This is a genomic window from Rickettsia parkeri, assembly GCF_051427245.1.
Classification (GTDB): Bacteria; Pseudomonadota; Alphaproteobacteria; order Rickettsiales; family Rickettsiaceae; genus Rickettsia; species Rickettsia rickettsii.
Window position 1 is genome coordinate 41,379 of record NZ_CP195774.1, and the last position, 22,136, is coordinate 63,514.

Consider the following 22,136-nt stretch of genomic DNA (forward strand, 5'->3'; position numbering starts at 1 on the left):
GTGTCTTCTCGCAATGACGGAAAAAAACGCCACACACAACAACGCTGGTCAAACCACGGGACGACATTTATTTTTTCTTTTGACTATTAATAGCAGCATTCAAAACTAATTTAAACCACTTACCTAATAACTCTTGATCCTCCATAATTTCAGGTAACACCTTCCAATATGATAGAGTTACAAGTTTACCTTTACTTTGATATACAAATGACTCAGAACCGAAAGATTGAAAATATTCATAAGTGCTTAGGTCTGACTTAAAATATAATTCATTGCTCTTAATAATTCCTATCATAACACCACCCTTATATATACCATATCCACCAAACATTACACAAACGACTACTGAACCATATGGTTCTAACAATTCTTTGACATATTCAGTAAATGCATTTTGGTTCATAATAACCGCTTTAAATACAACAAACCATAAATAAACGTACCTAATATAATAAACAATGGAGTTAAAGGTAAATCAAAGTAGAAAGAGCTAAATGCAGCACAAAAATTAATAAATAAAGATATAAGAATTGATATTATAATCATCTGGGAGGGGCTATATGCTACAAACCGTGCAATCATTGCAGGAATAAGTAAAATAGCAGTTACCATAAGTACTCCGACAATCTTTATAGCAGAAAATACCGATAATGAGAGAAGAAGTAAAAATATTAGCTCAATAATATTAACCTTTAAGCCTTTTATGACGGCAATATCTCTATTGATAATAATAAGAAGAATTTGATTATAAAAATATACTATAAAGCCTATAATAGTTATTAGCACTATTGCAAGTATCATCAAATCATTAAAAGATACGGATAAAATATCCCCAAACAACAAATTCACTATATTATTCTGCAAAGAAGTAAAATAATTAATAACTAAAGCAACAGCTAGCATAAAGCTAGAAATCAAATTAATAACTGCGTTTTTTTCAGAATTATTTTTAAAAATAAACACAAAAAACGAAAAAAGAATTGCAACTATTATGCCTGAATATATTAATGGAACATGTGCTATAATACTTATACTAGCCACTAAAAAACTACTATGAGCAAGCCCGTCACCGAAATAAATATATCTCTTCCATAGGGCAATGCAACCAAGCGGGGCAAATATGCAGCTAATTAAAATTAAGGCTAGTATTATTAAAGTCATCTGAGTATATTATATATGTTTGTTGTATGGCCTCTTGTTATCCCGTGGCTTGACCACGGGATCCACTAAAGTTCTTAGGCTGTACTTATAGAGCCCGTGGTCAAGCCACGGGATGACATTGGAAAGAATCATAGACTATGTCTTCAATCGATAAAAAAGAATTAGAAAAATTTGAGAAAATTTCTCATAATTGGTGGAATAAGGACGGAGAATTCGGTATCTTACACCGAATAAACCCTATTCGCCTTGAATATATAATAGAGAAAATAACTACGCATTACAATAGACACCTTTCCAAACTCGCTTATAGAGAGGAATTGGTAGGAAACATGCAGCACAGCACCGCAGCGTACGCTTTGGTACGTGAGGATGCGAGCAGCAGATTGACGCACAAATTACCTCTAGAAGTAGAGTTTGAAAAGATGTCTAACGATATTTCTAAATTAGAAATATTAGACGTCGGTTGCGGTGGAGGGTTAATTGCAACGCCTTTAGCGGCTCAAGGTTTTAACGTTACAGCCATTGATGCACTGCAAAGTAATATTGAAACGGCAACTGCTTATGCTAAGGAAAACGGCGTAAAAATAAATTATTTACAATCTACTATAGAAGAATTAGAAAGTGACAAGCTATATGATGTGGTAATTTGTCTTGAGGTTATTGAACACGTAGAAAACGTACAGCAATTTATACTAAATTTGGTGAAGCATATTAAGCCAAACGGTATGGCAATAATTTCTACGATTAACCGTACTAAAAAAGCTTATATACTTGGAATAATAGTTGCCGAATATATTTTAGGTTGGGTACCAAAAAACACTCATGATTATAGCAAATTCCTAAAACCGTTGGAAATTTACGAAATGCTTACGGATACCAAAATTGAAATTAAAGAGCTGAAAGGCTTGGTATATGATCCGGCTAAAAATGAGTGGAAATTAAGCGATGATATAGACGTAAATTATTTTATATGTTTGGGGAGAAAGAGTATGTGTTATCCTAACTAACTTGATCAGCCTTGTTGCATGAATACCGAATCGTCATTGCGAGCGACTGTAAGGAGCGTGGCAATTCAGAAAAATAATAAAAAAATGCTAATTTTTAGCATTTTTTACTGGATTGCTTCGTCAATTGCTATGCACTTTCCTCGCAATGACGCAAAAACTGATCCATGCAACACAGCCAACTTGATCGCGGGATCCAGTTAAACATACTAATATTATTAGTATGTTTAGTTGTTTTCTGGATACCGTGGCAAGCCACGGTATGACACAGTTCTTAGTATATATTTAAAAAAGATAATAAATGAATAATAACGTAATTACTAGATTTGCTCCGTCACCGACGGGTTTTTACATATAGGTTCGGCAAGAACCGCCCTTTTTAATTATTTGTTCGCAAGGCATCATAACGGTAAGTTCTTGCTTCGCATTGAAGACACTGATAAAGAAAGGTCAACTAAAGAAGCGGTAGAAGCTATATTCTCAGGTCTAAAATGGCTAGGGCTTGATTGGAACGGTGAGGTTATATTCCAGTCTAAACGTAATAATCTTTACAAAGAAGCTGCACTAAAATTACTGCAAAACGGTAAAGCATATTATTGTTTTACTCGCCAAGAAGAAATAGAAAGACAGCGACAACAAGCTTTAGAACATAAACAGCATTTTATTTTTAATAGCGAGTGGCGTGACAAAGATCCATCTCTCTATCCTACTGATATTAAGCCAGTAATACGTCTAAAAACTCCAAGAGAGGGTAGCATAACAATTCATGACACTTTACAAGGTGAGGTAGTAATTGAAAACTCTCATATAGACGATATGGTACTATTAAGAGCAGACGGCACTGCTACTTACATGCTAGCAGTTGTAGTAGACGATCATGATATGGGTATAACTCATATTATTAGAGGTGACGATCATTTAACCAATGCAGCAAGACAACTCGCTATTTATCAGGCTTTCGGATATGCAGTACCGAGCATGACTCATATACCATTAATTCATGGAGCAGACGGAGCAAAATTATCCAAAAGGCATGGAGCATTAGGCATTGAAGCTTATAAGGATATGGGGTATTTACCGGAAAGTTTGTGCAATTATTTACTGCGTCTTGGATGGAGTCACGGCGATGATGAAATTATCTCAATGACTCAGGCTATAGACTGGTTTAATCTTGATTCACTCGGTAAATCACCTTCTAAGCTTGATTTTGCTAAGATGAATAGCCTTAACGCTCATTACTTAAGAATGCTTGACAATGATAGCTTAACTTCAAAGACTGTAGAGATATTGGAACAAAATTATAATACACTTCTTCGGAAGCTCCCTTATAGGGAAGAATTTGGAGGAAACACGGAACGCAGCACCGCAGCGTATATAGACATAAGTGAGGATGCGAGTACCGGATTGACGTACAAATTACCCCTAGCAGTAGAGTTGCCGAAGAAGTTTAAGATTAGTGAGCAGGAAATAGGCTATATCAAACAAGCAATGCCAAGCTTGTTAGTTAGAAGTGAAACATTACTAGAACTAACACGCCTTGCTCAAATTTATCTAGTAGATTCGCCTATCATCTACAGCCAAGATTCAAAAGAAATTATAGAAAATTGCGATAAGAATTTAATCAAACAAATTATAGAAAACTTAAGTGAACTTGAGCAGTTTGATAAGGAATCCGTACAGAATAAATTTAAAGAAATAGCAGCAGCAAACGACTTAAAGCTGAATGACATTATGAAACCGGTAAGAGCTTTAATAACAGGTATGACTGCATCACCTAGCGTATTTGAGATTGCAGAAATTTTAGGAAAAGAAAATATTTTAAAAAGGTTAAAAATTATATGAAAGATTGTATAAAAAAAATTGCTTTTATTTTTAGTGGATTATTTATAATAACCGGCACTTTTGTTTTGTATAGCATAGAAAACGTCAACGCATCAACAGCACCAAAAAAGTACGGAGCTTGGACTTTAAATTGTACTCTTAATAATGAGAAAAAACAACTTTGCTTCTTATCACAACAAATTAATAATCTAGAGAAAGATAAAGAAAAGGAAATATTAGCCATTTATCACATAGGTTATTTCAATGGGGAACAAGAAAAACAGGAATTAAAAATAATAGAAATAGTCCCGTCAAATGTTCAAATTCCGGCAGGTACAGTTATTAATAGCGGTGACAAACGAATAGCAGCCGGAAAATATGTAAATTGTACAGTAAACGGCTGTCAGGCTTTAGCTATTATTACAAAAGACGATCTAGACATGATTTTATCAAACGATAATTATATAGAACTAATTACCGCAGACGGCAAACAAGCTAAAATTTCATTTATAAAAGACGGCTTAAAGGAAGGCCTAAAAGCTTTAAGTAGATAGTAACGCAAGAATTTAAGCATTGTTGCGTTACTATCTACTTAAAGCTTTTAGAACCCAATTTTTTAAGTTTTATATATAAAATTTAAATTATCTTATTTTAGTCTTTCTTAACTGTATAAATTATAAGATTTTTTTAAAATAAGAATAGTAATTTTTCTAAAACCTTACTAATTTTAGTTAGCATAGTTTAACCAACCAAAAGCTAGAAACAGTTATTACTAATTTTTTAAATTAAACGAATATATACATTATAGATTAACCTTGCCTATAACTGCAACAAGAAATCTATTCTTAATAATTAAAGCGTAAAACCGCTTAAAACCTTTTGATCATCCTATATAAGGCTGTTAACAAAATAACTTTAATTGATAATTAAAGAGATTTTTACAGTAATAAATATCCTTATTTCAAAAAAATCTTATAATTTGCAGTCATTTATTGAAATAATTACAAGAAATTCTATATTTTATTTTTTGAGGAAGAGTTTTCTTAAAGAGTTTATTTTCAAATTAAGCAAAGAATCGCTTTAAACCCCATTTGTTGCATAAATCAGTTGTGTCCTACTGCGACTTTTAATAATGTGTTGTACAGCAGGTTGTTAAAATCGTCATTGCGGAGCAGGCATTGCCTGCGTGGACTAGTTTCTCAATTGTCATCCTGCGAGCTTGTAGCAGGATCCAGTTTAAAATGCTAATATTATTAGTATTGTTTTCTGGATACCATGGTTAAGCCACGATATGACATTGAGCAGGTTTTGCGGTCCATGCAACAATGCCTCCTTACAATGAGGGGAACGAGCAATACAACAAAACGGGTTTATTAGATCTACTGCATAACCTATCTTATAGAGATATAGACTTAGAAATCCATACCGCCCATGCCTCCCATACCGCCACGCATTGGCATTGGCTCTGCCTTATCAGAAGGTTCGTCAACAATTAAAGTTTCCGTGGTAATAATTAACGAAGCAACGGAAGCGGCATCTTGAAGTGCAGTACGCACTACTTTAGCTGGATCAATAATTCCTGCTTTAATCATATCGACATATTGCATATCTTGAGCATTAAAGCCATAATTTTTATCCTTATGTTCTAGTAATTTACCAACTACTACGCCACCGTTTTCACCGGCATTTTCAACAATCTGTTTTAACGGATCCTTTAAAGCTTCTATTACTATTTCAATACCTGCTTGTTGATCCTTATTCTCTACTTTAAGCTTTGTTAAAGGTTGTGATGCATGAAGTAATGTTACACCGCCACCGGCAACAACACCTTCCTCAACTGCCGCTCTTGTAGCAGCAAGTGCATCTTCAACACGATCTTTACGCTCTTTCACTTCAACTTCCGTAGCACCGCCAACCTTTAATACGGCAACACCGCCGGAAAGTTTAGCTAAACGCTCTTGCAGTTTTTCTTTATCATAATCAGAAGTAGTTTCAGCTATTTGAGATTTAATTTGTAATACTCTATCTTCAATATTTTTCTTATCACCGTTACCGTCAACAATTACGGTATTTTCTTTAGAAATTGTTACTCTTTTTGCTGTCCCTAGACTCTTAATACTCACATTTTCAAGCTTCATACCTAAATCTTCAGTAATAAGCTCACCTTTAGTTAGGATAGCAATATCTTCCATCATTGCTTTTCTTCTATCGCCAAAACCGGGAGCTTTTACTGCCGCAACTTTTAAACCACCACGTAATCTATTGACTACAAGCGTTGCAAGAGCTTCGCCCTCAACATCCTCAGCAATAATTAATAGAGGGCGTTGTGATTGTACTACAGCCTCAAGTATAGGTAACATCGGTTGTAAATTTGATAATTTTTTCTCAAATAGTAAGATGAAAGGATTTTCAAGCTCAGCAACCATTTTCTCAGAATTCGTTACAAAATACGGTGATAGATAACCTCTATCAAACATCATACCTTTAACTACTTCAACATCGAAGCTAAAATTCTTTGCTTCTTCAACGGTTATCACGCCTTCTTTACCGACTTCCTCCATTGCCTTAGCAATTTTCTCACCGATTTCCTTATCACCGTTTGAAGAGATAGTACCGACTTGTGCGATTTCCTCTTGGCTATTGATTTTTTTACTGGATTTTTTAATTTCTTCTACTACTGCGTTTACCGCTAAATCCATACCACGCTTTAAATCCATAGGATTATAACCGGCAGCTACTAGCTTATTACCCTCACGAGCCAAAGCTCTAGCAAGTACCGTAGCTGTAGTAGTACCATCACCGGCTACTTCTGCAGCTTTTGTAGCAGCTGATTTTAATAGCTGAGCTCCCGCATTTCTAATTTTATCTTTTAACTCGATCGATTTTGCAACCGTCACACCATCTTTTGTAATTTTAGGTGAACCGAATGATTGCTCTATAAGTACATTTCTGCCTTTTGGACCTAAAGTAACTTTTACTGCATCTGCAAGTATATCAATGCCTTCTAACATTTGCTCACGAGCTTTTGAGCCGTGTTTAATAAGTTTTGTTGCCATATTTAATTTCTCCTTAAAAACAAATAATTAATTAATAATACCAAATACGTCGCTTTCTTTCATAACGATCAGTTTTGTGCCTTTAATTTCAATTTCGGTGCCTGCCCATTTACCGTATAAAACTTTATCGCCTACTTTTAGCTCTAAAGGATGAATTTCGCCTTTTTCATTACGAATACCATTACCTACGGCTACTATTTCACCTTGCATCGGCTTTTCTTTTACAGTATCCGGAATAATAATTCCACCTTTAGTTTTTTCTTCTTGTTCGATAGGCTTTATTGCAATTCTATCATGTAATGGTTTAAAAGACATTTTAACCTCCAATTATTAAATCTTTAAATGTACATACTATATATATTTTATTTTTGTTAGTTCAAGGGGCAAGAATAAAAATTTTTTTATTAGAGGTCTATTCTTTCTCAAAATCCTCTAAACTAGTGCCGTGTTTAGTTTTACTCCATTTCAAATTCAAAGGACAGAAAATTATTTCAAATACTGCTTTATATGAAGCTAAAGTATGTATATAAAATAACTAGCCCACCAGCTCAAAGCTACTATATCCTGAAATTTTACTTTTCCGCTTTTTAAAGAATTTTTTAATTATATACAGAGCTGTACCATATAGATATAAAAGCGAAAAAATACTATTAATAAGCCATAAATAATTAATTATAGAATTTTTATTTATAACAATAGAAAATATTATAAAGGGTAAACTCCAAAAATTATAAGTAGATAAGCCGATGAAAATATAAATTGTTATTACTTGCAATAAAGTAAACTTTTGGCATTTATCTTTTTGTGCTTTAAATACCAAAAATGTTTGCAAAAAGCCTTGAATCCAATGTGATCTTTGATTTAGCCAATTACCTAAACTATTCGGAGCCTCTTCTAGAGTATAGGAATCACGAATAGCTACTTTATAGTTCTGTGAGTAAATTCTTATACCAAGCTCGGCATCTTCTGTTACATTATAAGAATCCCATCCGCCAAGCTTATTTAATAATCCGTTTTAAAATGATTACTAGTACCCCCGAGGTGTAGGAAGTTTTAGCAAACTTAATCCTTTCAAGATATATTCAAACCATAAACTATATTCTATATTAAACATTTTTGAGAATAGGTTAAAATATTCTCATTTTTATTATAAAAATTAAGCTTAACTTGAAGACAAGCATATTCTAGAGGTAAGTTTTTAAACATTGCTAGAGCTTTAAGTAGCTGTTCAGGTTTATCTTCAGCATCATATACTACTAGATACTCGCCATGTGAATATTCTAGAGCATAATTAAGGGCTTTCGGCTTTTAGTTCTTGGTAGACTTTTCGGAACAGATATAACATGAAAATAAGACGGTAAATTATATAATACTATTTCTTTAATCATTAGATAATCGTCATCTTCGATAATAATTTTAACGCCTAGCTTATCTTTTGGATAATTAATTAATGAAATATTTTTAATTATTGACCTTAACTTACTGAATTCTTTATATAACGGTACTAAAACTGTATAAACCGGTAAAGCTTTCTCCTCATTTTGAAAAATTTGTGATTCCACCGAATGATTTTTAGTACTACTTGTTTTGTGAAGCGATTCCACCTCTGTCATCCCGCGACTTGATCGCGGGATCCAGTTAAAAATACTAATATTAGTATTTTTAATTATTTTCGGGATACCGTGGTCAAACCACGGTATGACACCGAATACGCTTTTCAATCCATACAACCCTTACCGAAGGCGATTCTCTTACTGCCCTTATACATAACAGAGATTTTAAAATATTTTGTAAACAATAGCTTATATTATTAGCAACATGAAATAAAACCGGCAGATAAATCAATGTGACTATAAACACGACGAAAAATATTATTATTTTATTGGTATACTTAATATTCTTAGCAATAATCAGTCCGACTTTAAATTCAAGAGCATATTTTGCTTTGATACTAGTTAAATAGGCGAAATTTTTTTCTAATAATTTATAAAAATAATATTTCTTGATCAGCATTATAGATCTAAAAATATTATTATTACTAAACAATATTTTTAGATCATTTATAGCAGTTATTGTATTACCATGAACATCGTCATATATACAATAACCATTCACTACATAGGCTTGTATATAAGAATAATTATAAATTTTAATATAAGAAATATTGCTTATTAGCAGCAATATTCTATTTTCATATAATATATCAATCATTATCTCATTATCGATAATTGCTTCTTCGATCATAGCTTTTAAACTACTAGCTTGTTTTTTACCTAATAAGTTTTTATCTCTGATTATCTGTAATATTATATCTTCATTTATATATCTAACCATGCTGAAAAATTTATACCTGATATTTTATATTTCTTAATTTGAAAGACTGCGATCCCAAAAATGACCGATTTGAGCAGTTAACAAGTTTCTATTCTCTTTACCAAAATTAATTATCTTTGCAATTCCTAACTGCTCATAAACTGAACCATCATATACATAGCCGTAATTTTGCCGAGTATGGTATTTTGTAAAACTTGTAAGCATTATGCCGTTTTTAAATTTAATCCCTTCATAAGTAGAAATATAATACATCTTCTTAGAACCAATATTAATTGAATGTCCAAAGCTAAATATATTTTGATTAAAAATAATAACAGGGTGGATATTTTTAGACATTCCCATTAGTAAAGATATCTCGCCTAAAAAATCTTCTTTAAGCTTTTTACTCTTACTCATTAAAATTTTAGGCTGAGCCGCAATAACAAAATCTTTATCTTCAAATAGCTTCAATTTATAGTAAATAGAAGCATCCGTGCTTATGTTTTTTTCATTCAAAAATTTATCTTCTTTGTACAAAAAATGTACTCCAATATTTTGATTATCGGTAATACCTATTCTACAGTACTACTTACAAATTGCTCATATTGATCAGAGGATAATTCTACTAATAAGGCATAATAGACGACAATAATATAATCTTAATACCATAGCCGCTTAAATTTAAAAAATACACTATAGTAGCAATTATAAATTGAGTAGAGAGCTAGGTTAAAAGATTTTTAATTGAAGTAGTATATGGCATATTGTAGTAATGATTTTATAACTTAAAATTCATTCAAAGAGGAAAATATGAACGATCCAAAATATAGAACTATTACTTTTACCGAAGAAAATAGAACAGCAAATATTAATATATCGCCCAATAAAATAACAATTGGAGCTAATCAGCGTGTTACGTTTGAAAGCCTAGGCAATGTTGCGGAATTAATCTTAGGACCACATAGTAGTGTTAAAGTAACAGATCTTAATCATAAGGTATTTATAAATAATACCAATCGAGATAAGATAATTATATTATCAGGTGAACATATTGCTTTTGATGATAATCCATACGCTTAATAAATACGTTCTTCTCGTGGAAGATTGGTTGCGTGGATACATGCACCGTCATTGCGAGGAGCAAAGCGATGCGGCAATCCAGAGCAATAATAAAAAAATGCTATAAATTAGCATTTTTTGCAATGACGGGAACACTGATCCACTTAGCAACTTTCTAAGACCCAAGCAGTACCTGATTTTGTAGTTTAAATAATTCCGCAGCTCCGCCTTTAGCAAGTTTTAACATTGCTAAAAACTGCTCTTCGGAAAAAGGATTTTTCTCTGCCGTGCCTTGTACTTCGATTAAATTACCGTTACCTGCAAACACAAAATTACTATCCACGTCCGCATCACTATCTTCTAAATAATCCAAATCTAGTATCGCCTCACCTTTATATATACCGCAAGAAATAGCTGCAATTTGACTAATTAACGGGTTCACCTTTAAAACTCTCTTTTTCATCAAGGACCTAATAGCTAGGTGCAATGCTACATAGCTCCCTGTTATTGCTGCAGTTCTAGTACCGCCGTCAGCATTAATAACATCACAATCTATGATAATTTGCCTCTCGCCGAGTTTCCTCACGTCAATTACACATCGCATCGCCCTACCTATTAAACGCTGTATCTCTTGCGTTCTTCCGCCTTGTTTCCCAAGTGCCGCTTCTCTTTTAATACGCTGTGATGTAGAACCGGGAAGCATACCGTACTCGGCAGTAATCCAGCCTTGATTTTGTCCCCTCAAGAATGGCGGTACGGTAGTTTCACAAGTAGCACTACACATGACATGTGTATTACCGATTTTAATAAGACATGAACCTTCCGCATTAATAAGCGGGGATAATTCTAATGAAATAGGACGTAATTGGTTGCTTTTTCTTCCTGACTGTCTCATAATACAATTTGTACTCCATAAGTAAAAATAAATAGTAAAGTTTAATTTGGAAAAGAGTAAGACGTTTCATATTTTTTGACCGCAGCATACATACTAGTACGTGAGGATAAAAAAATACGAAACAACGACGCCAATGGTATACTCGTTTAATTTTTTCAAATTAAACGAGTATACCATTGAAAAAATTTTTATTATATATATATATCTCAAAAAAGAACATAAATATAAAGTAAATAATATGATAGACGATAATATAGAAAATAGTGAACAAACAATAAATGATATTGCTGAAGAGATAGTTGAAACAGCAAATCCGGAGGTAACAGCGTTAAAAGCCGAGATTGAAGAGCTAAAAGATAAGCTAATAAGAACTACTGCTGAAATAGACAATACAAGAAAGCGTTTAGAAAAAGCACGTGACGAAGCAAAAGATTATGCAATTGCTACATTTGCTAAAGAACTACTAAATGTTAGTGATAATCTTTCAAGAGCATTAGCACATAAACCGGCAAATTCTGATGTAGAAGTCACAAATATTATTGCAGGCGTTCAGATGACTAAAGACGAGCTAGACAAAGTCTTTCATAAACATCATATTGAAGAAATAAAGCCGGAAATAGGATCAATGTTCGACTATAATTTACATAATGCAATTGCGCAGATAGAACATCCTGATCATGCACCGAATAGTATTATTACTTTAATGCAATCAGGATATAAAATTAGAGATAGACTACTTCGTCCTGCTACCGTACAAGTAGTTAAAAAACCTTAATACTCGATCAACTTCAAAAATTGGCGTCGTCGTTTTACAAGAACTTCAATTCTCACGTATTAAGTATATGCTGTGATCTTCGCCTTGTGAACTCCTAGCTCTTTTTGAAGTTGATCTTCGTATAGAAAATGAGGAAAATAATAATGAATAGAACCGTTATATTTTGGCTAGTTTTTTTAGGGCTTTTTATCAGCGGTTTTATGCTAATTTCAGACGCAGTAAAACCATTTTTTATCGCATTTATAATATCTTACTTACTACAACCTGCTATAGGTTTTATCGCATCAAAATTTAAAATATCAAATAAATTTGCATCAAGCATAATTTATCTGATATTTTTGAGCATATTTTTCTTAAGCTTAACTATTTTAGTGCCGATAATTTATGGACAAATTTTTACTTTTATAAATAATATTCCAAAATATAACAATTATTTACAGGCAGAAATATTACCGCCTATAATGGTAAAAATTTATTCGATAGAACCTGATATTGCCTATAAAATCAAGAATTCTTTAAGCAATTTTATAAATAGTATATTTACTATACTTGGCAGTATTGCTAATAATTTTTGGCGTTATACTATTATAACTATTAACATATTTGTTTTATTTTTACTTATACCTATAATATTATTCTATTTCCTACGTGATTGGGCTAAAATTATTGCAAACATGAAATCATTATTACCTATAAAAACCCGACCGAAAATCCTTGAAATATTATCGGCAATTAATAATCTGTTATCTGCTTACATAAGAGGACAGCTAAATATTTGCTTATTATTATCTACTTATTATAGTATTGCATTTACCGTAATAGGTATTGATCTCGCTCTTTTACTTGGCATTTTAACAGGATTTTTAGTTATTATTCCTTTCCTTGGTACTTTTATATCGTTTCTTTTAACTCTAATTATCGGCTATTTAACTTTTGGTGTAACTACTAAATTACTATATATAATGATAATTTATCTAGTTGGAAATATTTGCGAGTCTTATATTTTCACCCCTAAAATTATCGGTGATAAAATAGGGTTGCATCCTCTGTGGATTATATTCTCAATTTTTGCCTGCGGCAGTTTATTTGGAATTATTGGAATATTTTTTGCTATACCGATTGCAGGGATTACAAAAATTTTACTTTTGAATCTAATTAAATTTTATAAATCTAGCAAATTCTATCGAATAGACGACTAAAAAATTCTTATAACAGTGCAGCAATATATATTTCGTTTTACTACTTCTAGTAAATATCATCCTGATGAATTTATTGTTTCTAGTTCTAACGATCAAGCTTATAATATTATAAAAAATTGGCAGTGCGGCTTTGGCGTTAACCCTTATAAATTTACTTTATTAATTAAAGGACCTTCTTCGTCAGGCAAAACTTATTTAACCAAAATATGGCAAAATTTAAGCAATGCCTATATTATTAAAGATATTTTTTTTAATGAAGAAATTTCAGAAAAATATAATGCTTTCATCATTGAAGATATTGAAAACTGGCAAGAGCCGACATTACTTCATATATTTAATATTATTAACGAAAAACAAAAATATCTTTTACTTACCGCATCTGATAAAAGCAGAAATTTTACTTTACCCGATTTATCTTCACGTATTAAATCAGTACTTAGTATTCTATTAAACTCACCTGACGATGAATTAATCAAAATTCTAATATTTAAGCATTTTGCTATTTCTTCGGTAACAATATCCCGACAAATAATAGATTTTCTTTTAGTAAATTTGCCTAGGGAATATTCGAAAATTATAGAAATATTAAACAATATTAACTATTTTGCTTTAATTTCCAAAAGAAAAATAACAACTTCATTAGTCAAAGAAGTTTTAAATAAGTATAATCATAAAACATTGTAACTTTTGCCTTGAATAATTTATAGACTTGAAATCTTCTCAATATAACATTGCTATAAATTAACTTTTTAGAAAAAATTGTGTTGGGATACGAAAAAAAACAAAAAAGTTTAAACAGAGAACAAAAACGGGCTATAGGCATAGGCTTACTATCTATAAGTACTTTTTGAGAATATTTTGATCTTATGCTATATGTTCATATGGCAGTACTAATTGATGAGCTTTTCTTTCCGCAATATGATACTCACGTTAATCGACTTCTTGCAGTTTTTTCTTTTTGTTCTACTTTTATTTTTAGACCCTTAGGAACTTTATTATTTGGCTGATAATATAGGTCGGAAATCCACAGTCATTATTACCACTATTTTAATGTCATTTTCTTGCATCGTTATGGTTAATCTTCCTACTTATGCCCAAGTAGGTGCTAGTGCCGCCTGCATAGTAACAATATGCCGTATAGTGCAAGGTATATCATCCATGGGAGCAAGAGTAGGAGCAGAATTATATTTAACGGAATCTGTTGGAGTTCCTAAACGCTTTCCTGCCGTAGCATTTGTAGAGGTGTGTGCTTAGGATTAACTGTGGCCTTTGGCGTAGAAACCTTAGTTACATCCTATGACTTTAATTAGCGTATCGCATTTTGGGTAGGTACAGGAATTGCATTAATAGGTAGTGCTGCTAGGACTACTTTGCGAGAAACACCGGATTTTGTTGATGCTAAGCATAGAATACAAGAAAACGATAAAAGATAGTAATATAATTGATGTAGCAAAGATAAAAAATAATCTTGTATGGCAGGAAAAAGTTAATAAGAAGACTGCAATTTATTATTTTTTAATACAAATTTCTATAGTAGAATTTTTTGTAGCACTAGCACTTACGTGTTTATGCTATAAATGCAATTAGTAATATTTTTAACTTTTCTTCTATCTAGTCCATTAATATTAGATAATATAACGCAAGGTTAGCAAATTCTCTTAATTCCACTAATTGTAGTGACTTTTTCTCCAAGTGAATCCCCGGCAATTCCAATATTTTATAAAAGTTTTCCGGTTTTAAAACGATTTACCTATGCTAGCTTTATATATGCTTATTCAAGAGCCGCTATGTTATGTAATTAGTTCTTTTGGACTTGTTTATTTAACAGAACGTTTTAATAATTTAGGATTGTTGATGATAGTAATTCCTATTATTATAGGGTATAGCCTCGGTATATCATCTTTTAAAAAGCTAGAAGTTGAAGCAGGAAATTATTATTGAATATAAAAGGCGAAATGCAGCTTGCACCTTTTATATCAATTAAATTAGTTATATACTTTATCTTCTTCAGCTAATTCGGTTTTAATTCTTTCAAGCAGAGCAAAAACCTTACAATATTCTTCAAGCTTTGCGTTTATTTTTTGCAGCTCATCTAAAGTACTACTAAAATCTTCTTGTATTAAATAGGTTTCTACAATTTGATTCTGCTCTAATGTTTTAAGCATAATATCTTGTAACAATTTATTATAGTGATTTTCTAACTTAGGTGTATTTGACATAAAATTTTAATAATTATCTATAATGCACCCTAAAACAGATTAAAGACATACAAATGGAGCGAATAGAATGGCAAGACCTATAAAAGAAGAAAAGAAATATGCCACACTCACTAGAAAAGGATTTAGATATTGTAAAGGCATCATCCAATAATATAGACACAGTACCTAAAAAGCAGCCTCCAATATTTAGAAGTATGGATGATATAGAAGTTATACAAAGGCGTAACTTGGAGCGTATAATTTCTCAAGAAACAGTAAAAAGTAAAGATGATTTATATATAATAGAGCAAGAACGGATACAGCAATTAATGAGTAGAGGCACACACGCCTTAACAACCCATGAACAACACCCCAATACTAATTTATAAAAGTGAGTATAAAGCACAAAATAACTCAAGAATATCCAGTATTATAAATAGTATTAAGACCTCAAAAATGGGGTAATATAAAGAAAATAAGCAACGTAACAAGAAAGATTCTTTTTAATAAAACCACAGCTAGCGTACTCGGATTAATAGCAAGTAGTATTATGCTGACAACTATAGCACCTGCCACAGCTCCATTTACGTTTGTATCAGCTGCTGCCATGGCAACATTATAGTAGGTAAAGCCATAATAGATGTAGTACATACTCGCAAGATACGTCTTCTTACACAAGAAAATAAATTATTAGAAAAACATCGTGATGATTTGAGTAAACAACAAGCTCTTCTAAAAATTGATCCAAAGTAAAAAGATATTTTAAAAGATGATTTATATATACATAATGAGCAGCAACAAACGAAAGACAAAAGTAATAAAGGTACTAAATCATTATTTATAGCATCGGTTATAACAAATGTAATAAATAATATAGTAAACGTGGCGGGGATATCAGCAGCTATAGTCGGTAATAATGTAGCACAAATAATTTCATCAATAAATATAGGATTACAATCATTAAAAGGTTCTAAAGATTCGGTCAATCAGATCCAAGATAGGATAAAGTTAATTAAGGAGCTAAACCATAATATTAATCAAGAAACACAAAAAGCAGATATAGGTAATTATAAAAATATACAAGCATTAGCAGAGATAGGATATAAACACACTATTCAAACTGTAGCATTAAACGCATTACTACAAGATAAGAATTACTTTAGATTTACCGATCAAGAAAAACAACAGCGATTTAATCAGCTTAGTGAAGAAATAATCCAGTATAAAAATACTAAAATTTAGTATTTTTATACTGGATTATTTCTTCACTTACTTTGTAACTTTCTAGCAATGGCATTAAATTATTAACTAATATATACTTAGTTAGAAATGCCCTTTCACAAAGATACTGTTTTTCTTGATCGGTTTAATTATTGTAACATTTAAAACTGAAAAACTTGAGTTTAAGCTTCATTCATTGTTTGATCGTTGAAATACTAAAAACTTTTGATTGGTGGGCGATGACGGACTCGAACCGCCGACACTCTCGGTGTAAACGAGATACTCTACCAGCTGAGCTAATCGCCCATATTTTTTATTAATTAGTAAAATAACATCATTTATAATTCATAAGAAGTATATAAATAATTTAGCAAAATTTTATTAGTTTTTGCTTTTAAATTACTATAAAGTGTTATTTACTTTCAAACTTTTTATTTGCCTTGATAATCTGCTGATTTTTCTTGAGGCGGTATTTAATTTAATTATATTTTTTTTCACACCTTGCATTATCTTAGACTGAGCAACAGATAAAGCTATGTTAGCATTTTCTTTATTACCAAGACTGATTTCATGTACAACTTTCTTTATAAAAGTCTTTATTGCACTAGATCGTTTTTTATTGATTAGAGTTCTTTTTACTGTTTGTCTAACAGCTTTTTTTGCTGAAGAATGATTAGCCATCACCGAGTCCCTTATATTTTAATTTTTAATTTCTTCATTAGCATCTTGCTGTATATTTCCTTTAGCATTAATATCTCTATCTACAAATTCAATATATGCTATCGGTGCTAAATCACCATAACGGAATCCGGCTTTTATTATTCTAGTATAACCGCCAGGTCTATCTTTATATCTGGTACCTAAAATATTTATAAGCTTTTCTACTGCTGTTTTATCTTTTATTTTTGATAAAACGCTTCTTCTTACCATTAAATCAGCTTTTTTAGCTTTAGTAATTAGAGTTTCAATATAAGGTCTTAATTCCTTAGCTTTTGGTAAAGTAGTTTTAATTTGTTCATGGGTTACAAGTGCTATAGCCATATTAGCGAGCATTGCTTGCCGATGACTACTTGTTACATTTAACTTTCTGCCTTTAATTTTATGTCGCATTTTTTAGTCCTTAATTATAAGAATCTTCATAACGTTTAGATAATTCCTGAATATTTTCCGGTGGCCAATCCGGTACATCCATACCGAATCTTAAATTAAATTTTGCCAATATTTCTTTAATCTCATTTAAAGATTTTCTACCGAAATTTGGAGTTCTTAGCATATCGGATTCCGTTCTTTTTACTAGATCCCCTATATATATTATATTATCATTTTTCAAACAGTTTGCCGATCTAACCGATAATTCCAATTCATCAACTCTCTTAAGTAAATAAGGTGAAAATGGTAAAGCATCAGTTTTAACTTGCTTATCTTCTTCCTGTTCTTCAAAAGAAATAAATAATTGTAATTGCTCCTGTAAAATACGTGCAGCTAAACCTACAGCCATTTCAGGTAATACATCACCGTTAGTTTCTACAAACATAATTAATTTATCATAATCGGTAACCTGACCTACCCTAGTATTTTCTACCTTATAAGTAACACTCTTTACCGGATTAAATAAAGCATCTATAGCTATTTCACCAATAGGTAAATTATCCTCATAACTATTTGTGCTAAGTACATATCCTTTACCAACCTTGCAAGTTAATTCCATTTCAAGCTGCTTGTCCTTAGCTAGATCACAAATTACATGATCCGGATTCAGTATTTCTACATCATGACCTGTTTCAATCATACCGGCCGTTACAACACAAGGTCCTGTTGCTTTTAATTTCATGATACGTTTTTCTGCAACATGCATTTTTACTTCAATACCTTTAATGTTTAAAATCACTTCAGATACATCTTCTTTTACACCGGGTATAGAAGAAAATTCATGTTCTATAGCAGGGATCTTTATAGACGTGATAGCTGCTCCTTGTAAAGAAGAAAGTAATACTCTTCTCATAGCATTACCGAGTGTTAAACCAAAACCTCTTTCTAAAGGTTCAACTACAATTTTAGCTTTATTATTGGTTTCTGGAAAATTTTCATAAGCAACTTTATTCGGCTTTATTAAAGTATTCCAATTTTTACTTAACGATAACATTTAATACCTATGATTCTCTTATACTCTTCTTCTTTTTGGCGGTCTTACTCCATTATGAGCAATCGACGATACATCTAAAATTGATGTAACCACAAAATTTTGTCCGAATAAAGCTCTCATTGCTGATTCACGCTGAGCCCCGGTCCTCCAATCCTAATAGAAATAGTTTTTAGACCATATTCTTTTGCTTTTTCCGATGCTCTATCAATTGTTACTTGAGCTGCATAAGGTGTTGCTTTTCTTGCCCCTTTAAACCCATTACCTCCTGCCGATGCAGAAGCAATAGTATTACCTTGGATATCAGTAAATGTTACTATAGTATTATTAAATGATGCTCGGATATGTACAACACCAAGAGTGATAGTTTTTTTCTTTTTCTTAACTTTAACCGTCTGATTCATTATTTATACTCTATACTTAAACTATTATTTTACAGCTTTTTTCTTTCCGGCTATCGCAATAGCTTTACCTTTTCTAGTTCGAGCATTAGAATGCGTGTTCTGTCCTCTCACCGGCAACTTACGTATATGTCTAAGTCCTTGATAACACCTTATATCTTTCTTTTTCTTAATATTAAGCGTAACTTCTCGTCTTAAATCACCCTCAACTTTATACTCACTTTCAATAATATTACGTAAGCCTATTAACTCTTGATCTGTCAGTTCTTTCACTTTTTTATCTTTCGATATTTTTGCTTTATTACAGATCTCTGCTGCCATAGTAGGCCCAAGACCGTAAATGTAAGTTAAACTCACAACTAAACGTTTATTATCAGGAATATTAACACTTGCAATTCTTGCCACAAATAATCTCCAAAATTTTACTGGTAACTAAAAAATAATATAAAAATCTTTGATAAAGTCAATTTATTTTTAGTATTTTCTGTATATCAATTTCTATTTCTTGTTCATTTTTACTTCCATTAACTATATAAAAATTACCACTATTTTTATAATAATCTATTAACGGATATGTTTCTGTTTTATATACTTCAATTCTTTTTTTTATTACTTCTTCATTATCGTCTTTTCTATAATCAAATGTACTTGAACCGCAAACATCACATACATTATCAGTTTTAGGCTGCAAGAAGTATCTATTATATATTTTACCGCAATTTTTACAACTATATCTTCCTAAAATTCTTTTAATTAATAATTCATCTGAAACATCAAAATATATTATTTTAATTTTTTCTTTAATAAATGATTCAAAAAATTTCGCTTGCTCTAAATTACGCGGATATCCATCTAATATGTAGCCGTTTTTATATTCAGAGGATAATAAAAAATTTTTGATTACTTGATTAACTATTTCATTAGGGATAAGCTCCCCTTGCCTAACATAATTATTAATTAACTCTGCTTCACTAGTTGATGTTTTAATAATTGTTCTAAATATATCACCGATTGCTATATGTGGTAAATCAATTTTTTTAGCTATCTTTTTTCCTTGTGTGCCCTTTCCCGCTCCTGGAGGACCTAAAAAAATTACTATCACTATTTAAACTCATTTTTAATTTTTTAATTTTACTTTCTTCATTAAACCTTCATACTTACTACTAAATAAGTAAGTTTGAATCTGAGTCATAGTATCAAGTACCACGTTCACTACAATTAAAAAACTCGTACCTCCTAAAGAAAGAGAGATTACATATTTATTCATTAATAGCTCCGGAATTACACATATTACACTTAAATATATCCCACCTATAACCGTAAGCCTTGTAAGTATATAATCAAAATAATCAGACGTATTTTTTCCTGGTCTTTTACCTGGAATATAAGCACCGTATTTCCTTAAATTATTAGCAGTTTCTTCAGAATTAAATACTATTGCAGTATAAAAAAAACTAAAAAACATAATTAATGCTACATATAATAAAATATATACAGGTTTTCCATGCCCTAAGTAATAAGTAAGCATGCCCATAGTTTCTGAATTACTATTAGAAAAATTAGCAAGCGTAGCAGGAAATAGTAAAATTGAACTAGCAAATATTGGAGGTATTACACCAGAAGTATTTAACTTGATAGGCATATGGGTTGCTTCGCCTCCATAAATTTTATTTCCTACTTGTCTTTTAGGATATTGCACCAATAATTTTCTTTGGGCTCTTTCAAAAAATATAATTATAGCTATTAATACAACTACTCCAATACAAACAGCTATCGCTATTAAAGGCGATAATGCTCCTTTTCTTGATAATTCAAACATACTAATAATAGCACTAGGTACTCCTGAAATTATACCTATAAATATAATTAAAGACGTACCATTACCTATTCCACGTTTTGTAATTTGTTCTCCTAACCACATTAATAGCATCGTGCCTACAACTAAAGTAATTACGGTTGTAACTCTAAAGAAAAAACCCGCTAAGATTACTACAGGACCAGTATTTGTTACAATCGACTCTAAACTTATAGCAACTCCATAAGCCTGAAAAGAAGCAAGCAGAACCGTTAAACATCTCGATAGCTGATTTACTTTTCTTTTGCCGACTTCCCCTTCTTTTTTTAAATTTTCCAAAGGTTTATATGCAACTGACATTAATTGGATAATAATTGAGGCAGTAATATACGGCATAATTGCTAAAGCAAAAATGGACATTCTACCTAGCGATCCTCCGGATAGCATATTAAACATTCCGAGTATTCCGGATTGATTCTTTGCAGCCACACTACTCAAAGCAATTGAATCTATACCAGGTATAGGTATAAAAGACCCAAATCTACATACTATAAGAATGAGAATAGTAAAAACAATGCGACTAACTAAATCATTACCGGATTTTTTAGAAAAATTCTGCCCCATATACTATAATAATTTTCCACCTGCTTTCTCGATTAAATCCTTAGCTTTAGAAGAATAAGCATCTAATTTTAATGATAGAGGAGCAGCGAAATCATCACTACAAATAGATAATAATTTCACTAATTTCTTATTATTTTTATTATTAACTACTCTGGCTTCTACCAATTTTTCTTTCGTAATATTATCACCAGCACTTAAACGCCCATCGGCTAATGCTTCTTCAATATTATAAATATTTATTATATTGTATTTTTTAGTTGAAATACAATTAAACCCTCTTTTAGGTAGTCTTTTGATAATAGGTGTTTGACCACCTTCAAAACCTTTTATTGCAACGCCGGATCTAGATTTTTGACCTTTAATTCCTCTACCTCCGGTTTTTCCTTTACCACTACCAATACCGCGTGCTATTCTTTTCTTATTTTTTTTAGCACCTATATTATTATATAATTCATTTAATTTCATTTAAAAACT

27 protein-coding genes, 1 tRNA gene and 2 pseudogenes are annotated in these 22,136 nt (G+C 31.5%); 11 read left to right on the forward strand and 19 right to left on the reverse strand.

Going from position 1 to position 22,136, the window contains the following annotated elements; genetic code table 11:
• Window positions 1–67: 67 nt before the first annotated feature.
• Window positions 68–403, reverse strand: a complete 336-nt coding sequence (locus tag ACSFFC_RS00250; protein ID WP_014410928.1) for a TfoX/Sxy family protein — start codon at window positions 401–403, stop codon at window positions 68–70.
• The gene (locus ACSFFC_RS00255; protein WP_004997884.1) at window positions 400–1,161 is read right to left on the reverse strand and encodes a metal ABC transporter permease; all 762 of its coding nucleotides are present in this window, start codon (window positions 1,159–1,161) and stop codon (window positions 400–402) included. The genes ACSFFC_RS00250 and ACSFFC_RS00255 overlap by 4 nt, the downstream gene beginning before the upstream one ends.
• Before the next feature lie 137 nt (window positions 1,162–1,298).
• Between ACSFFC_RS00255 and ubiG the strand changes: the two genes are divergently transcribed.
• The 3 genes and pseudogenes from ubiG (at window position 1,299) to ACSFFC_RS00270 (ending at window position 4,540) form a co-directional block, all read left to right on the forward strand.
• Entirely contained in the window at window positions 1,299–2,168 is an 870-nt protein-coding gene (ubiG, locus tag ACSFFC_RS00260) for a bifunctional 2-polyprenyl-6-hydroxyphenol methylase/3-demethylubiquinol 3-O-methyltransferase UbiG (RefSeq protein ID WP_014410929.1), read from the forward strand.
• Window positions 2,169–2,466: 298 nt separating this feature from the next.
• A pseudogene (gene gltX, locus ACSFFC_RS00265) lies at window positions 2,467–4,007 on the forward strand (glutamate--tRNA ligase).
• On the forward strand, window positions 4,004–4,540 hold the full coding sequence (locus ACSFFC_RS00270) for an invasion associated locus B family protein (RefSeq protein ID WP_004997873.1): 537 nt from the start codon (window positions 4,004–4,006) through the stop codon (window positions 4,538–4,540). The pseudogene gltX and the gene ACSFFC_RS00270 overlap by 4 nt, the downstream one beginning before the upstream one ends.
• Before the next feature lie 858 nt (window positions 4,541–5,398).
• Here ACSFFC_RS00270 and groL read toward each other — a convergent pair.
• From groL to ACSFFC_RS00300, 6 genes are all read right to left on the reverse strand, one after another.
• On the reverse strand, window positions 5,399–7,042 hold the full coding sequence (gene groL, locus ACSFFC_RS00275; protein ID WP_012151120.1) for a chaperonin GroEL: 1,644 nt from the start codon (window positions 7,040–7,042) through the stop codon (window positions 5,399–5,401).
• Window positions 7,043–7,069: 27 nt separating this feature from the next.
• Window positions 7,070–7,357 (reverse strand): co-chaperone GroES, encoded by a 288-nt coding sequence (locus ACSFFC_RS00280; RefSeq protein WP_004997871.1) that lies wholly within the window; start codon window positions 7,355–7,357, stop codon window positions 7,070–7,072.
• Between the two features lie 220 nt (window positions 7,358–7,577).
• Window positions 7,578–7,991, reverse strand: a complete 414-nt coding sequence (locus ACSFFC_RS00285) for a glycosyltransferase family 2 protein (protein ID WP_231283011.1) — start codon at window positions 7,989–7,991, stop codon at window positions 7,578–7,580.
• A 331-nt stretch (window positions 7,992–8,322) separates the two neighbouring features.
• Complete coding sequence (locus ACSFFC_RS00290) at window positions 8,323–8,655, reverse strand: glycosyltransferase family protein (protein WP_041472034.1); 333 nt, start codon at window positions 8,653–8,655, stop codon at window positions 8,323–8,325.
• 73 nt (window positions 8,656–8,728) lie between these two features.
• Window positions 8,729–9,376: a hypothetical protein gene (locus tag ACSFFC_RS00295; RefSeq protein WP_041472230.1), complete on the reverse strand. Its 648-nt coding sequence runs from the start codon at window positions 9,374–9,376 to the stop codon at window positions 8,729–8,731.
• A gap of 33 nt (window positions 9,377–9,409) precedes the next feature.
• A complete protein-coding gene (locus ACSFFC_RS00300) occupies window positions 9,410–9,892 on the reverse strand; it encodes a hypothetical protein (RefSeq protein ID WP_014410933.1) in 483 nt (160 codons plus the stop codon).
• 273 nt (window positions 9,893–10,165) lie between these two features.
• Here ACSFFC_RS00300 and ACSFFC_RS00305 point away from each other — a divergent pair, with 273 nt between their 5' ends.
• A complete protein-coding gene (locus ACSFFC_RS00305) occupies window positions 10,166–10,435 on the forward strand; it encodes a hypothetical protein (protein ID WP_014410934.1) in 270 nt (89 codons plus the stop codon).
• A 154-nt stretch (window positions 10,436–10,589) separates the two neighbouring features.
• Here ACSFFC_RS00305 and rph read toward each other — a convergent pair whose 3' ends face one another.
• A complete protein-coding gene (gene rph / locus ACSFFC_RS00310) occupies window positions 10,590–11,309 on the reverse strand; it encodes a ribonuclease PH (protein WP_010977568.1) in 720 nt (239 codons plus the stop codon).
• 238 nt (window positions 11,310–11,547) lie between these two features.
• On the opposite strand from rph, the gene grpE reads away from it, so the two are divergent.
• From grpE to ACSFFC_RS00335, 5 genes are all read left to right on the forward strand, one after another.
• Window positions 11,548–12,084: a nucleotide exchange factor GrpE gene (grpE, locus tag ACSFFC_RS00315; RefSeq protein WP_014410935.1), complete on the forward strand. Its 537-nt coding sequence runs from the start codon at window positions 11,548–11,550 to the stop codon at window positions 12,082–12,084.
• 143 nt (window positions 12,085–12,227) lie between these two features.
• Window positions 12,228–13,283: an AI-2E family transporter gene (locus ACSFFC_RS00320; protein WP_014410936.1), complete on the forward strand. Its 1,056-nt coding sequence runs from the start codon at window positions 12,228–12,230 to the stop codon at window positions 13,281–13,283.
• A gap of 15 nt (window positions 13,284–13,298) precedes the next feature.
• Window positions 13,299–13,967 carry an HdaA/DnaA family protein gene (locus tag ACSFFC_RS00325; protein WP_014410937.1) on the forward strand — a complete coding sequence of 223 codons (669 nt, stop codon included), beginning with the start codon at window positions 13,299–13,301 and terminating at the stop codon, window positions 13,965–13,967.
• A gap of 315 nt (window positions 13,968–14,282) precedes the next feature.
• Window positions 14,283–14,537, forward strand: coding sequence for a hypothetical protein (locus ACSFFC_RS00330; RefSeq protein WP_014410939.1), 255 nt, complete (start codon window positions 14,283–14,285; stop codon window positions 14,535–14,537).
• Between the two features lie 498 nt (window positions 14,538–15,035).
• Complete coding sequence (locus tag ACSFFC_RS00335) at window positions 15,036–15,224, forward strand: hypothetical protein (RefSeq protein WP_014410941.1); 189 nt, start codon at window positions 15,036–15,038, stop codon at window positions 15,222–15,224.
• A gap of 44 nt (window positions 15,225–15,268) precedes the next feature.
• On the opposite strand, the gene ACSFFC_RS00340 is transcribed toward ACSFFC_RS00335, so the two are convergent.
• On the reverse strand, window positions 15,269–15,502 hold the full coding sequence (locus ACSFFC_RS00340) for a hypothetical protein (RefSeq protein ID WP_004997847.1): 234 nt from the start codon (window positions 15,500–15,502) through the stop codon (window positions 15,269–15,271).
• 98 nt (window positions 15,503–15,600) lie between these two features.
• On the opposite strand from ACSFFC_RS00340, the gene ACSFFC_RS00345 reads away from it, so the two are divergent.
• Together ACSFFC_RS00345 and ACSFFC_RS00350 are read left to right on the forward strand one after the other, a co-directional pair.
• On the forward strand, window positions 15,601–15,870 hold the full coding sequence (locus tag ACSFFC_RS00345; RefSeq protein WP_014410942.1) for a hypothetical protein: 270 nt from the start codon (window positions 15,601–15,603) through the stop codon (window positions 15,868–15,870).
• Between the two features lie 493 nt (window positions 15,871–16,363).
• A complete protein-coding gene (locus ACSFFC_RS00350) occupies window positions 16,364–16,723 on the forward strand; it encodes a hypothetical protein (protein WP_014410944.1) in 360 nt (119 codons plus the stop codon).
• Between the two features lie 209 nt (window positions 16,724–16,932).
• Here the strand turns inward: ACSFFC_RS00350 and ACSFFC_RS00355 are convergent.
• From ACSFFC_RS00355 to rplO, 9 genes and pseudogenes are all read right to left on the reverse strand, one after another.
• Window positions 16,933–17,008 (reverse strand) — tRNA-Val (locus tag ACSFFC_RS00355).
• Between the two features lie 96 nt (window positions 17,009–17,104).
• Window positions 17,105–17,383 (reverse strand): 30S ribosomal protein S20, encoded by a 279-nt coding sequence (gene rpsT / locus ACSFFC_RS00360; RefSeq protein WP_014410945.1) that lies wholly within the window; start codon window positions 17,381–17,383, stop codon window positions 17,105–17,107.
• Window positions 17,384–17,401: 18 nt separating this feature from the next.
• Window positions 17,402–17,812: a 50S ribosomal protein L17 gene (gene rplQ, locus ACSFFC_RS00365; protein ID WP_014410946.1), complete on the reverse strand. Its 411-nt coding sequence runs from the start codon at window positions 17,810–17,812 to the stop codon at window positions 17,402–17,404.
• Between the two features lie 10 nt (window positions 17,813–17,822).
• Complete coding sequence (locus ACSFFC_RS00370) at window positions 17,823–18,845, reverse strand: DNA-directed RNA polymerase subunit alpha (protein ID WP_014273682.1); 1,023 nt, start codon at window positions 18,843–18,845, stop codon at window positions 17,823–17,825.
• A gap of 18 nt (window positions 18,846–18,863) precedes the next feature.
• Window positions 18,864–19,246: pseudogene (gene rpsK / locus ACSFFC_RS00375) on the reverse strand (30S ribosomal protein S11).
• Window positions 19,247–19,270: 24 nt separating this feature from the next.
• Window positions 19,271–19,648: a 30S ribosomal protein S13 gene (rpsM, locus tag ACSFFC_RS00380; RefSeq protein ID WP_004997837.1), complete on the reverse strand. Its 378-nt coding sequence runs from the start codon at window positions 19,646–19,648 to the stop codon at window positions 19,271–19,273.
• A 58-nt stretch (window positions 19,649–19,706) separates the two neighbouring features.
• Window positions 19,707–20,345, reverse strand: coding sequence for an adenylate kinase (locus ACSFFC_RS00385; protein ID WP_014410947.1), 639 nt, complete (start codon window positions 20,343–20,345; stop codon window positions 19,707–19,709).
• Window positions 20,346–20,360: 15 nt separating this feature from the next.
• Entirely contained in the window at window positions 20,361–21,662 is a 1,302-nt protein-coding gene (gene secY / locus ACSFFC_RS00390) for a preprotein translocase subunit SecY (RefSeq protein WP_014410948.1), read from the reverse strand.
• Window positions 21,663–21,665: 3 nt separating this feature from the next.
• The gene (gene rplO, locus ACSFFC_RS00395) at window positions 21,666–22,127 is read right to left on the reverse strand and encodes a 50S ribosomal protein L15 (protein ID WP_014410949.1); all 462 of its coding nucleotides are present in this window, start codon (window positions 22,125–22,127) and stop codon (window positions 21,666–21,668) included.
• Window positions 22,128–22,136: the final 9 nt, after the last annotated feature.